9 protein-coding genes are annotated in these 13,873 nt (G+C 63.8%); 3 read left to right on the top strand and 6 right to left on the bottom strand.

The genetic code is table 11. From position 1 onward, the window contains the following. Positions 1 to 12: 12 nt before the first annotated feature. From FQU74_RS10400 to FQU74_RS10380, 5 genes are all read right to left on the bottom strand, one after another. Positions 13 to 1,806: a peptidoglycan D,D-transpeptidase FtsI family protein gene (locus tag FQU74_RS10400; RefSeq protein WP_146286399.1), complete on the bottom strand. Its 1,794-nt coding sequence runs from the start codon at positions 1,804 to 1,806 to the stop codon at positions 13 to 15. Further along, entirely contained in the window at positions 1,803 to 2,168 is a 366-nt protein-coding gene (ftsL, locus tag FQU74_RS10395; protein ID WP_146286398.1) for a cell division protein FtsL, read from the bottom strand. Before ftsL ends, FQU74_RS10400 begins: the two co-directional genes overlap by 4 nt. Beyond that, positions 2,168 to 3,148 (bottom strand): 16S rRNA (cytosine(1402)-N(4))-methyltransferase RsmH, encoded by a 981-nt coding sequence (gene rsmH / locus FQU74_RS10390; RefSeq protein WP_146286397.1) that lies wholly within the window; start codon positions 3,146 to 3,148, stop codon positions 2,168 to 2,170. Before rsmH ends, ftsL begins: the two co-directional genes overlap by 1 nt. Positions 3,149 to 3,151: 3 nt before the next feature. Then, positions 3,152 to 3,673, bottom strand: coding sequence for a division/cell wall cluster transcriptional repressor MraZ (gene mraZ, locus FQU74_RS10385; RefSeq protein ID WP_146286396.1), 522 nt, complete (start codon positions 3,671 to 3,673; stop codon positions 3,152 to 3,154). 686 nt (positions 3,674 to 4,359) lie between these two features. Next, a complete protein-coding gene (locus tag FQU74_RS10380; protein WP_146286395.1) occupies positions 4,360 to 5,430 on the bottom strand; it encodes an Mrp/NBP35 family ATP-binding protein in 1,071 nt (356 codons plus the stop codon). Positions 5,431 to 5,692: 262 nt separating this feature from the next. On the opposite strand from FQU74_RS10380, the gene FQU74_RS10375 reads away from it, so the two are divergent. Next, positions 5,693 to 5,908 (top strand): DUF1127 domain-containing protein, encoded by a 216-nt coding sequence (locus tag FQU74_RS10375; protein ID WP_188781582.1) that lies wholly within the window; start codon positions 5,693 to 5,695, stop codon positions 5,906 to 5,908. Between the two features lie 562 nt (positions 5,909 to 6,470). Next, positions 6,471 to 7,616 carry a benzoate/H(+) symporter BenE family transporter gene (locus FQU74_RS10370; protein ID WP_146286394.1) on the top strand — a complete coding sequence of 382 codons (1,146 nt, stop codon included), beginning with the start codon at positions 6,471 to 6,473 and terminating at the stop codon, positions 7,614 to 7,616. A 72-nt stretch (positions 7,617 to 7,688) separates the two neighbouring features. On the opposite strand, the gene FQU74_RS10365 is transcribed toward FQU74_RS10370, so the two are convergent. Continuing rightward, positions 7,689 to 10,106: an ATP-dependent helicase gene (locus FQU74_RS10365; RefSeq protein WP_146286393.1), complete on the bottom strand. Its 2,418-nt coding sequence runs from the start codon at positions 10,104 to 10,106 to the stop codon at positions 7,689 to 7,691. 247 nt (positions 10,107 to 10,353) lie between these two features. Here FQU74_RS10365 and FQU74_RS10360 point away from each other — a divergent pair, with 247 nt between their 5' ends. Next, on the top strand, positions 10,354 to 13,794 hold the full coding sequence (locus FQU74_RS10360; protein ID WP_146286392.1) for a pyruvate carboxylase: 3,441 nt from the start codon (positions 10,354 to 10,356) through the stop codon (positions 13,792 to 13,794). The last annotated feature ends 79 nt before the right edge of the window (positions 13,795 to 13,873 follow it).

The following is a 13,873-nucleotide window of genomic DNA, read 5'->3' as shown; positions in this document are numbered from 1 at the left end:
ATCGGGCCGCATTCAGTTGTTCTGACTGACGGCTGTTACCTCATTGGGCTGGGCAAGTTCAATCTCGGGACGCAATCCCATCAGGGGGGCAGTGCGGCGAATGACCTCGGCAGCGACGGGTACGGCGGTGTAGCCAGCCGTGCGACGCGGCTCTGTGCCCGAGGTATCGACCGGCTCATCCAGCGTCACGACCAGCACATAACGCGGGTCCGAGGCCGGGAACATCGAGGCGAATGTGTTCACCACCTTGTCCTTGTAATACCCGCCGGTGCGCTTTGGCTTGTCGGCCGTGCCGGTCTTGCCCGCCACCGGATACCCCGGAATACGCGCATAAGATGCAGTTCCATGATCCACCACCCCGCGCAGCATGGCGACCGCATCCGCGGCAACCCGTTCGGACAGAAGCCGCGTGCCATCCGGCAGGCTCGAACGACGCAGCAGGGTGGGTGTTACGGCGACACCACCATTGGCAATTGTCGCGTAGGCAGAGGCCAGATGCATCGGGCTTGCGCTCATCCCATGGCCGTATGAGGCGGTAATCGTCACGATATCGGGCCACTTGGCCGGAATCAGCGGCTTTGAACTGCGCGCCTCGACCATCTCCAGCGGAGAGGGTTCAAAGAAGCCCAGCGACTTGAGGAAGGCCTGCTGCCGCAACCCGCCGATCATCAGCGCGATATGCGCGGTGCCCACGTTGGAGCTTTTGGCGATCACGTCCGACACCGAGAGTTTCGGGCCATAGTTCTTGCCCTGGAACTCCTTGATCCGGTGCTTGCCCCAGACCATCGGCGCATTGGCGTCAACCAGCGTATCGGGGTTGACCAGCCCCAACTCCATCGCCTGCGCGGCGGCAAAGATCTTGAAGGTCGATCCAAGTTCATAGACGCCCTGCACCGCGCGATTGAAGAGCGGGCTGTCAGCGGGATCGCCCTTCACCAACGGGTTGGGGCGATCATTGGGGTCGAAATCAGGCAACGAGACAAGGCTCAGCACTTCGCCGGTGCGCACATCCATCAGGATCGCCGCTGCACCTTTGGCGTTCATCATCTTCATGCCGGCGTCCAGCACCTCGGTCACCGTCGCCTGCAAGGTCAGGTCGATCGACAGGGCCAGCGGCTCTGCCGTCTGTGCGGGGTCACGCAGACGTGCATCCAGCAGCTTTTCGATACCGGCGGTGCCGATCACCTCGGCGCTGTTCACGCCCTCGGCACCGAAGCTGGCGCCCCCGAGGATATGGGCAGCAAGCTTGCCATTCGGATAAAGCCGCATCTCGCGCGGGCCGAACAAAAGGCCGGGGTCACCGATCTCATGCACCTTTTGCATTTGTTCGGGCGAAAGCTTCTTCTTGATCCAGAGGAAACTGCGGCCATCCGTCAGCCGGCGCTTCAGATCATCTTCCTTGAGATCGGGGAAGATCGCGGCCAGTTCGCGCGCGACGCGCGCGGGATCAACCATGTCCTTGGGCTGGGCATAAAGCGCGTGGGTCACAAGGTTGGTGGCAAGCACGCGGCCATTGCGGTCGGTGATGTCGGCCCGTTGCGCAAGGATCGCAGCACCGGGCGCGGCCGAGCGCGGCTCCATCGGCTCGGACGCGGCAAGAAGACCCATGCGCGCACCGATCAGACCAAAGGACGCAAGGAAGGCCAGCCCGAGAAACAACAGGCGCCCCTCGGCCCGGCGGCGGGATTTCTCGCGCACGACCTCGTGCCGGGCGCGGATATTCTCGCGCTCGATATGGTCGGGGTTCTCGCCCGCGTCGCGGGCCGACAGGATGCGTGCAAGCGGGCGCAGGGGCGTGCGGGTCATGGGGATTGCACCTCGTCAAGCGGCTCGATGCCCGAGACGTCGACCGGCATCTGCAAATCGGGCATGACCACTGTGGGCATCGGATAGACGACCTGGCTTGCCACGCCGAACTGCTCAGGCTCCAGCGGCAACAGGCGCAGGCGGTCAAAGTTGATGGTGGCAAGCTCGCGCAGGCGGTCGGGGCGATTCAGATAGGCCCATTCGGCCCGCTGGATCGACAGCGCCTCGCGCAGATCGGCGATTTCAGCATTCAGGCGTGCGACATCCTTCAAGGCCTGCTGCGTGGCGTAGTTCTCGGTATAGGCCCAGAATCCAAGGCCGATCACCGAGGCAAAGGTCAGCAGATAGACAAGCGCACGCATCAGCGACGTCCCCCTTTCTGACGCAGCAGCGGCACATCCAGCGCCGCAAGATCGAGTTTGTGGGCAGGCGCATCATTGCGCAGACCAACCCGCAGCTTGGCCGAGCGCGCCCGCGGATTTTCAGCCATTTCCTGGTCGTCCGGCCCCACGGCACGCTTTGTCAGCATGGTGAAACTGGGCGCCGGCCCGGTTTGCGCCGGGGCATAGCGGTTGCCCTGCTGTTCGGTACTGCGTGTCTGGAAAAACCGCTTCACGATGCGGTCCTCCAGACTGTGAAAGGTCACGACCGCAAGCTTCCCGCCGGGCTTCAACGCACGCTCTGCCGCAGCCAGACCGGCAGCCAATTCGTCAAACTCGGCATTCACCGCGATGCGGATTGCCTGAAAGCTGCGCGTCGCCGGGTGGCTCTGGCCGGGCTTGGGGCGCGGCAGGCAGCGCGAGACGATCTCAGCCAATTGCAGCGTTGTGGTGATCGGGCCCGTCTTGCGCGCCTCGACAATCGCGCGCGCGATCCGACGAGAGGCACGCTCTTCGCCATAAAGATAAAGGATGTCAGCCAGAACCGACTCTTCTGTCTCGTTCACCAGATCGGCGGCGGAGCGGCCTTCCTGGCTCATCCGCATGTCGAGCGGGCCATCCTTCTGGAAGGAAAAGCCGCGCTCGGGCTGATCGAGCTGCATGGACGACACGCCCAGATCCAGCACGACCCCATCCAGATCCTGCGCATAGTCATCAAGATGCGAGAAGGTGCCCGCAACCAGCTTCAGCCGGTCGCCGTAAGCGCCCGCCCAAGCCGCCGCCATCTGCAGGGCCAGCGGATCACGATCAACGCCGGTTACCTCGGCGGCACCCGCCTCAAGCAGGCCGCGCGCATAGCCCCCTGCCCCGAAGGTGCCATCCAGCCAGCGCCCCGATATCGGGGCGCACACCTCGATGAGCGGCCGCAGAAGCACCGGAATGTGCGGTGCACGCGTCTCCACGGCTCACCTCTCGGTTTCTGGGGGAAGCAGCGACAGAAGATCGGCGCCATCTGCCAGGAAATCGAGATCGGCGTCCTCGTCGGTCGCAAGCTCGGCTTCATAGGCCGCGCGGTGCCATATCTGAAAGGTATCCAGCGTCCCGGCGAAGATCGCCTCGGCACCGTCCTTCATGATCTCTGGGGCAAGGCCGATCTTCTCACGCCCCTTGGGCGGCAGAACGATCCGGCCATCGTCATCGACTTCTACCAGTTGCGAAAGCGTGACGAAGTTGCGCTCAAGAAGCCGCCGTTCACGTGTGCCAGCCGCCATCTGACGGATGCGCGCCTCAAGCCGCTTCATGCCGGCAATGGTGTAGCATTCGACAAAGGCGCCATTGGGGCGACCATAAACCATGACAAACTTCGGGCGCCCGCCCTCACAGGATGGGTCACCGGCCTCCAGCACACGGCGAAAGGGCGCCGGGATGGATACCCGCGCCTTTGCGTCAACCTTCTGGTTGAATTCGCCTCTGAATGCCTCCGACACGACCCGCTGTCCCCGCCTGGCCAAATTTCGTGCCCCACGCCCCACCTGCGCGCGACCAAAAGGAAGTTGCCGACCAGAATGAAAAGGCGGACCGAGCGGCTGCCACTGCTCGATCCGCCAACTGTCCCATCGCTGGGCCGGCCCGGCTTGCGCGTGCCACCTGGGGGAGATGTCTGCTCGCCCGCGCGCCGGTCGTCATTGGGATGGTTTGTGGGGCCTGTATGAAACCTGCTTTATCGCCTGAGGGGTCTTGGTCGCCCCGTGTTTTCACTTCCCACCGCCATCCGGTAGTTAAGGGATGCCATGGGATTTGATGGGACGCAACGGTTTTCTTCGGGAGATCGTCCGGGATTCAGGCCCCAAGAACTGCCAAACACAAGCTATAGGGCCGCGCCCGCCTCGTCGATCCGCAATTTATGGCAGAACACGAACCCGTGAGCCACTAAATGTAGAAGTGAGACCTTAAGGCGGCTTGGTCCAGAAATTCCCGCGGCCCGGCACGAAATCCGCAGGCAACAGCCTGAAACGCCATGAAATCCGGGTTGTTCCATCAAATCCCATGGCCAATCACGGCAAATCACTGGCGCATGATTCGCCGTGAACGCCAGGCAGACCACCCCGTTCCATCAGATTCCATGAGATCGATTTGCGCCCTGTTGCCCCGCCGCGGCGGGCCGGGCCACCCGTCAGGCCATGCCGCCGTCGATCAGCCGCCGGGCAAGGCGGGCATAGGCCTCGGCCATGGGCCCGTCCCCGGCAGCAATCGGGGTGCCCGCGTCCCCCGCAAGACGGGTATCCAGGTCCAGCGGCAACTCGCCCAGGAAGGGGGCGCCCTGTCGCGCGGCCTCGTCCGCCACGCCACCATGACCAAATAGATGCGACTCATGTCCGCAGTTCGGGCAGACGAAGGTGGACATGTTCTCAATCAGACCCAGAACCGGCACCTTCAGCCTGTGGAACATGTCGAGCGCCTTGCGCGCATCGATCAGGGCCACATCCTGCGGTGTGCTGACCACGACCGCGCCGGTCAGCGCGAACCGCTGGCTCAGCGTCAGCTGGATGTCCCCCGTACCCGGCGGAAGATCGATCAGAAGGATGTCAAGCTCGCCCCATTGCACCTGTTCGATCAACTGCTGCAGCGCGCCCATCAGCATCGGACCGCGCCAGATGACAGCCTCATCCTCTTTCAGCATGAAACCAATCGACATCACGGTAACACCATGAGCCTGCAGCGGGATGATGGTCTTGCCATCAGGGCTCGCCGGGCGGCGGTTCACCCCCATCATGCGTGGCTGGCTCGGCCCGTGGATATCGGCATCAAGAAGGCCGACGCGCCGCCCCTGCCGGGCCAGCGCCACCGCCAGATTGGACGAGACGGTGGACTTGCCCACCCCGCCCTTGCCCGAGCCGATGGCGACAATCCGGTCAATCCCGCTTACCCGTTTCGGCCCACCCTGATGCGGTGTGGGATGGCCGCCAACCTTGAGACTGGGGGCCGGTTTTGCTGCCGGTCCATGGGCCGTCATGACGACCTGCACGCGGTCGACACCGGCAAGCCCCCTCAAAATCGCCTCAGCTCTCTCTTGGACCGGGGCTAGCTGGCGCGCCATTTCGGGCGATTCCGCCTCTATCACAAAGCTGACCAGACCGGGTTCAACCCGCAACGCACGAATCAAATCGCGCGAAACCAGCGTTCCGCCGTCCGGAAGCGTCACGTCCGAAAGCGCTTTGAGAACAGTTTCCCGCGTGATTTCCATGTCGATCTCCGAATTTCCGGGCCAGACTCGTTCAGCGCGGCAGAAAGGGCAAGACTGGTTTTCCAGGCGATCAAATTTCACGCAGACCGCCTGACAAGCCATCGCCAAGGCGTCGTCAGCCATGCAACATCCGCATATCGGCAATGCAGCATTCTTGGATTGTGCAGGTGCAGAAATTCCCCCATCTTCATCCCATCGGCGCAGAAGACGAGGACGCAAAGAAAGCACCCCCGCCCAAGCGCAGTATGCAAGGACTGATGAAATGGCTTTCGTGAACACCTCTCGCGTTGCTCAGGCCGGGTTCGGCGAGCAAATCGTCGCGCTGGTGGGCGGCGTGAAGAAAGCGATGGCGCAGCGCGCCATCTTCAAGCAGACGGTGCGTGAACTGAGCGCGCTGAATGATGCGGAGCTGGCGGATCTCGGGATCCACCGCTCGATGATCGTGGCGCTGGCCTATGAGGCCGCCTACGGCAAGTAAGTTTCTGCGCGGCCCATCTCCTCCCAGGGCCAGTGCATGATCGGCGACACCGCTCCTCCTCCCAGGTGTCGCCGTCCAAATACGGAAGCCAAGGCTTCCTGAAATGCCCGACCCACTCCTCCTCCCTTGGGTCGGACGCAGCGGCGGTCCCCACTCCTCCTCCCTGGGATCGTCGCAACTTATTCGGGGCTGAACGGCCCCATTCGGATCCCGGCCCTACCTCCTCCCTGGGCCTGGGTTCTGCGGCGGCCCCCTCCTCCTCCCTGGGGTCGCCGCTTCTTCTTCGGGCCTGGTGGCCCACCAAGGATCCTTGGCCCCTCCTCCTCCCTGGGCCTGGATAAATGCGGTGTCTCCCTCCTCCTCCCTGGAGGCGCCGCGACAGAAACGCTGCCCCTCCTCCTCCCTGGGCAGCCGATTTCGGAACGGCGGCGCCCCTCCTCCTCCCTGGGCGTCGCCGTTTTCCGTTTTGGGGCCAGCGTTTGCCGCCCCCTTGCATCCCGACTGCGCCAAGGCCAAGGTCGCCCGACCCCGACTACCCCGACCACGACCGCCGGAGCGCCCGATGCCTGCCTCATTGATTTCCGCCGCCCTCGTTGCCGCGCTGGTTGGATATGGCTCCACCATCGCGCTCGTGCTGGCGGCCGCAGCAGCGCTTGGCGCCAGTGCAGCGCAGACGGCAAGCTGGGTTCTGGCGATCTGTCTGGGAAAGGCGGTGGGCTCGGCTTTCCTCAGCTGGCAGTCAAAGGTCCCGATCGTGCTGGCCTGGTCGACACCAGGCGCCGCCCTGATCGCCGCGACCGAGGGGATCAGCATGCCAGATGCCGTTGGCGCCTTTGTCGTCACCGGCCTGATGATCGCGCTGACCGGGGCACTGAAACCTCTGGGCCGGGCAGTTGCGTTGATCCCGGACGGAATAGCGGCAGGCATGCTGGCGGGGGTACTTCTCCCCTTCTGCCTCAAATTGCCCGCCGCGACTGTGGCCAGCCCGGTCCTGATCCTGCCCGTCATCGCGGTCTTTGCCGTGGTTCGGTTGCGCAATCCGGCAATGGCGGTTCTTGCCGCGCTTGGCTGCGGGCTTGTTGCCGTCTTCACGCTAGGGATCGCCAGCCTGCCGGATCTGCGACTGCCAACGCCCGCGCTGACCTTCATCATGCCGGGGCTCAACCCATCTGCGCTGGTGGGCCTGGCTCTTCCGCTCTACCTCGTGACCATGGCCTCTCAGAACCTGCCCGGCTTCGCCACGATCCGTGCTGCCGGGTACGAGCCACCGGTGCGCGCAGGTCTTGCAGTGACAGGGGGCATTTCGGCAGTGATTGGTCTTTTCGGCGCGCATACGATCTCGATGGCGGCGATCACTGCCGCGATCTGCCTGGGCGATGACGTGCACCCCGATCGCAGCCGTCGCTGGGTGGTGGGATTGGTCTACGCCGCAGTCTGGGTCCTGCTGGGCCTCCTCAGCCCGCTGATCCTTGCCCTTCTTGGCGCCCTGCCCCCCGAACTGATGGCCTCCATCGTGGCGCTTGCGCTGCTTGGTCCCTTCATGGGCGCCGCAGCCGGGGCTTTTGCCGTGCCTGAGACCCGGTTCGCCGCCGCAATCACCCTGTCAGTCACTGCATCCGGCACGCCCGCGCTTGGCATCGGCGCCCCCTTCTGGGGCCTGATGGCCGGAATCCTGTTCCAGCTGCTCGAACGGCTGAGACCCAGATAAGCCGCCCGCACCTTCTTCTTTTCCTAAATATCCTCGGGGGTGCGGGGGCAGACAGCCCCCGCCTTCGCCAGATTAAAAGGGCACATCATCGGCGGATTGCGCCTCGGTCACAAAGCCCGCGACCACTTTCTTCGTACCGGCCTTGTCAAAGGCGATATCGAGCTTGTCACCCTCGATCGCCATCACCGTCCCATAGCCAAATTTCTGGTGGAAGACCCGGTCGCCCTCGGCAAAGCGTGACACGGCCGCAAGGTCGATGACCGAGCTGCGGCCCTCCTTCGGCGCGGCGATGGGACGGCTGGCGCTTCGATCCTGCATCCGCCGCCATCCGGGAGAGTTATAGACATCGGCCCGCGTCGCGCGCTCCTCAATCTGTGACCCGCCCCCCAAACCCGCCGCGGCGCCGAAGCCGCCGCCGTAAAGTCCGGGTGGGGTCAGAACATCCACATCCCGCGCGGGCAACTCGTCAATGAACCGCGACGGCAGTTGGCTCTGCCATTGACCATAGACCCGACGGTTGGCGGCAAAGCTAATCGTGCACAGCCGCTCGGCTCGCGTGATCCCGACATAGGCGAGCCGCCGCTCTTCCTCGAGCCCCTTCTGACCGCTTTCATCCATGCTGCGCTGGCTCGGGAACAGCCCGTCCTCCCAGCCCGGGAGAAAGACCACCGGAAACTCCAACCCCTTGGCAGCGTGCAGCGTCATGATGGTGACCTTTTCGGTCGCATCCTCGGTGTCATTGTCCATGATCAGCGCGACGTGCTCCAGAAAACCCTGCAGGCTGTCGAACTGCTCCAGCGCCTTGACCAGTTCCTTCAGGTTCTCCAGCCGCCCCGCAGCCTCGGGCGTCTTGTCGTTCTGCCACATCGAGACATAACCCGATTCCTCAAGGATCACTTCGGCCAGGCGCACATGCGACAGATCGGCATGGGGCGGCGTCTCGGGCAACATGGGCTCGATCACCGCATCGGCAAGCTGCGGGCGGGCGTTCAGGATCGCCGCATGCCAGCGATCGACCCCCTCGACAAAGGCACGCAACTGCCCTGCCCCCTTGCCGCCGATTCCGCCCGAGACCACCAGTTCGCGCGCGCCTTCCAGAAGGCTGACCCCGCTTGCGCGGGCGGTGCGCTGGATATCCTGCTGGGCCTTGTCGCCAAGGCCGCGCTTGGGCGTATTCACCACACGCTCGAAGGCCAGATCATCGTCGGGGCTGACCGCCAGCCGGAAATAGGCCATAGCATCGCGGATCTCGAGACGTTCATAGAACCTCGGGCCGCCTACGACGCGATAGGGCAAGCCGATTGTCAGGAACCGGTCCTCGAAGGCGCGCATCTGGTGGCTGGCGCGCACGAGGATCGCTTGCGCGTTCAGGCTGACCGGATCGCGCCGACCGCCGCGTTGAAGCGCCTCGATCTCGTCCCCGATCCAGCGCGCCTCTTCCTCGCCATCCCAATGGCCGATCAGACGCAGCTTCTCTCCGCCTTTCGCCTCGGTCCACAGCGTCTTGCCAAGCCGGCCGGCATTGGCCGCGATCACGCCTGAGGCTGCGGCAAGGATATGTTCGGTCGATCGGTAGTTCTGTTCCAGCCGGATAACCTGCGCGCCCGGAAAGTCCTTTTCGAACCGCAGGATGTTGCCCACCTCGGCGCCACGCCAGCCATAGATCGACTGATCGTCATCGCCCACGCAACAGATGTTGCGATGCCCCTGCGCCAGCAGGCGCAACCAAAGATACTGCGCGACGTTGGTATCCTGATACTCATCCACCATGATGTAGCGCAGCCAGCGCTGATACTGCTCCAGCACATCCGGGTGCGCCTGAAAGATCGTGACGCAATGCATGAGCAGGTCGCCGAAATCGCAGGCGTTCAGCGTGCGCAGACGTTCCTGATACTGCTCGTAAAGCTCGGTCCCGCGGTTATTGAAGCCCCCCGCCTCTGACGAGGGCACTTTGGCTGGCGTCCAGGCGCGGTTCTTCCAGTGGTCGATCAGCCCCGCCAGCGCCCGCGCGGGCCAGCGCTTTTCATCCATGTTGGCAGCGATGATCAGCTGCTTCAGCAGGCGCAGCTGATCGTCTGTATCAAGGATGGTGAAGTTCGACTTCAGCCCCACCAGCTCGGCATGCCGGCGCAGGATCTTGACGCTGATCGAATGGAAGGTGCCCATCCAGGGCATCCCCTCCACCTGCCCCAGCAGTCGCGCCACCCGCTCCTTCATCTCGCGCGCGGCCTTGTTGGTAAAGGTCACGGCGAGGATTTCGTTCGGGCGTGCCTTGCCAGTGGCCAGAAGATGCACGATCCGGCTTGTCAGCGCCTTGGTCTTGCCGGTCCCTGCGCCCGCCAGCATCAGCACCGGGCCATCCAGCGCCAGAACAGCGGCCCGCTGTGCCGGGTTCAGATCATCCAGATACGGCATCGGCCGCGCCGCCATGGCACGCTGCGACAGGGGAACTGCGGCCTCGAAGGCCTCTGATTCATCAAATCCGCTCATAGGGGCAGAATAGTCGCTCCGTTCCGCCTTGGAAAGGCTGCGTTCCTTGAATGTTCCAATCTTGCCGATTGCTGAATGTTAGCGCTAACCAATGAGCGCCGTGATCGTATGGTTTGCAGTTGCGAAATTGCGCTGAATATTTCGCAAAGCTTTGCAGAATTGTCGTATACCGCCCTTGCGCTGCATCGCAGCACCCCTAGAGTGACCCCGGCGCCGGCTGGTGCGGTGCTGACATCGGAGGGGAACGATGACCGAATTCCGCAAGATTCTGATTGCCAACCGTGGCGAGATCGCGATCCGCGTGATGCGCGCGGCAAACGAGATGGGCAAGAAGACGGTTGCCGTCTATGCCGAGGAAGACAAGCTTTCGCTGCACCGCTTCAAGGCGGACGAGGCCTATCTGATCGGTGAGGGCCTCTCGCCGGTTGGCGCCTATCTCTCGATCCCCGAAATCATCCGCGTGGCCAAGCTGTCGGGCGCCGATGCGATCCATCCAGGCTATGGGCTTCTGTCTGAAAATCCTGATTTTGTAGAGGCTTGCGAACAGGCGGGCATCACCTTCATCGGCCCCAAGGCCGAGACGATGCGCGCTCTTGGCGACAAGGCAAGCGCCCGGCGGGTCGCGATTCAGGCGGGCGTTCCGGTCATCCCCGCGACCGAGGTACTGGGCACCGACTTTGACGCGATCCGCAAAGAGGCCGCCGAGATCGGCTACCCCCTGATGCTCAAGGCAAGCTGGGGCGGCGGCGGTCGCGGCATGCGCCCGATCAACACCCCCGAAGAGCTTGAGGCCAAGGTGCTGGAGGGTCGGCGCGAGGCCGAGGCCGCCTTCGGCAATGGCGAGGGCTATCTGGAAAAGATGATCCTGCGCGCCCGCCACGTCGAGGTGCAGATCCTCGGCGACAAGCACGGCACGATCTATCACCTTTATGAGCGCGACTGCACCGTGCAGCGCCGCAACCAGAAGGTCGTCGAGCGCGCCCCCGCCCCCTACCTGACCGACGCGCAACGCGCCGAGATCTGCGAGTTGGGCAAGCGCATCTGCCAGCATGTGAACTATGAATGTGCCGGCACAGTCGAATTCCTGATGGATATGGACGAGGGCAAGTTCTACTTCATCGAGGTGAACCCCCGCGTGCAGGTGGAACATACCGTCACCGAACAGGTGACCGGCATTGACATCGTGCAGGCCCAGATCCTGATCGCCGAGGGCAAGACACTGGCCGAAGCGACGGGCGTTGCCAGCCAGGAGGGCGTGCGCCTGATGGGCCATGCGCTGCAGTGCCGGGTGACGACGGAAGACCCGCAGAACAACTTCATTCCCGACTACGGTCGGATCACCGCCTATCGTTCGGCCACTGGCAACGGCATCCGTCTGGATGGCGGCACTGCCTATGCCGGCGCAGTCATCACGCGCTATTACGACTCGCTGCTGGTCAAGGTCACGGCCTGGGCGCAGACGCCCGATCTGGCGATCAACCGGATGATCCGGGCACTGCGCGAGTTCCGCATCCGAGGCGTATCGACCAACATCGATTTCGTCATCAACCTGCTGCGCCACCCGACCTTCCTTGATGACACCTACACGACCAAGTTCATCGACACGACGCCTGACCTCTTTGCCTTCAAGAAGCGCAAGGACCGGGCGACGAAGATCTTGACCTATATCGCCGACATCACCGTGAACGGGCACCCCGAGACTGCGGGCCGTCCGCGCCCTGCGGCCGAGGTGCGGGCGCCGCGTCCGCCAGCCGCCAAGTCCGATCCTGCGATGGGCACGCGCAATCTTCTGGAACAGAAGGGGCCGCAGGCCGTCGCCGACTGGATGCGCGCGCAGACCAAGGTGCTGATCACCGACACAACCATGCGCGACGGCCACCAGAGCTTGCTTGCCACCCGGATGCGGTCGATCGACATGATCCGCGTGGCACCAGCCTATGCCGCGAACCTGCCCCAGTTGTTCAGCGTTGAATGCTGGGGTGGCGCGACCTTCGACGTGGCCTACCGCTTCCTTCAGGAATGCCCCTGGCAGCGCCTGCGCGACCTGCGTGCCGCCATGCCGAACCTGATGACCCAGATGCTGCTGCGCGCCAGCAATGGCGTGGGCTATACCAACTACCCCGACAATGTGGTGCAGGCCTTCGTCAAACAGGCCGCTGCGACCGGGGTTGATGTGTTCCGCGTCTTCGACAGCCTGAACTGGGTCGACAACATGCGCGTCGCGATGGACGCGGTGATCGAGGCGAACAAGGTCTGCGAAGGCACGATCTGCTACACCGGCGATCTGCTTGACCCGAACCGCGCCAAGTATGATCTGAAATACTACGTCGGCATGGCCAAGGAGCTGAAGGGCGCCGGCGCGCATGTGCTGGGCCTGAAGGATATGGCCGGGCTTCTGAAGCCCGCCGCCGCCCGAGTGCTGATCAAGACGCTGCGGCAAGAGGTGGGCCTGCCCATCCACTTCCACACCCATGACACAAGCGGCGCTGCGGCGGCAACTGTGCTTGCGGCCTGCGACGCGGGTGTCGATGCAGTCGATGCGGCCATGGACGCGTTCTCGGGCGGCACCTCTCAGCCCTGTCTTGGCTCGATCGTCGAGGCGCTGCGCCATACCGAACGCGACACCGGGCTCGACATTGCCGCTATTCGCGAGATCTCCAACTACTGGGAACATGTGCGCGCCCAGTATTCCGCCTTTGAAAGCGGCATCCCGGCCCCCGCCTCCGAGGTCTATCTGCACGAAATGCCCGGCGGGCAGTTCACCAACCTCAAGGCGCAGGCCCGCTCGCTGGGTCTGGAAGAACGCTGGCCCGAGGTTGCGCAGGCCTATGCCGATGCGAACCAGATGTTCGGCGACATCGTGAAGGTGACGCCCTCGTCCAAGGTGGTGGGCGACATGGCGCTGATGATGGTGGCGCAAGGCCTTACCCGCGCGCAGGTCGAAGACCCAAGCGTTGACGTCGCCTTCCCGGACTCGGTCGTTGACATGATGAAGGGCAATCTCGGCCAACCCCATGGCGGCTGGCCCGCCGGGATCCAGAAGAAGGTGCTGAAAGGCGAAAAGCCGCAGACCACCCGCCCCGGCCTCGGCATGGCCCCGGTGGACCTTGAGGCGACGCGCGCGAAGCTGTCGGCCGAACTGAACGGGTTCACCGTCGATGACGAGGACCTGAACGGCTACCTGATGTATCCCAAGGTCTTCCTCGACTACATGGGTCGCCACCGCCTTTATGGCCCGGTGCGCACCTTGCCGACACGGACCTTCTTCTACGGGATGGAACCGGGCGAGGAGATCACCTCCGAGATCGATCCCGGCAAGACGCTTGAGATCCGCCTGCAGGCCGTGGGCGAAACCGGCGACGACGGCGACGTGAAGGTGTTTTTCGAGCTGAACGGCCAGCCGCGCGTGATCCGCGTTGCAAACCGTGCCGTCAAGGCCAAGACCGCCGCCAAACCCAAGGCGCAGGAAGGCAACCCCGGCCATATCGGCGCGCCGATGCCTGGATCGGTCGCCAGCGTCGCGGTCACGGCCGGGCAGAAGGTGCGCGCGGGCGATCTGCTGCTGACCATCGAGGCGATGAAGATGGAAACCGGCCTGCACGCCGACCGCGAGGCGACCGTCAAGCTGGTCCACGTGAGCGCAGGCACGCAGATCGATGCAAAGGATCTGCTGATCGAACTGGAATAACGCCGCTTGATCCTGCGGTGTCATCAAGGGCGGCAGGGAAAACCCGTGCCGCCCTTTTCCTGTCTGAATCACCCGCTTT

Source organism: Gemmobacter aquaticus (genome assembly GCF_007859075.1).
Classification (GTDB): Bacteria; Pseudomonadota; Alphaproteobacteria; order Rhodobacterales; family Rhodobacteraceae; genus Gemmobacter; species Gemmobacter aquaticus.
This window is presented reverse-complemented; position numbering and strand designations above follow the sequence as displayed.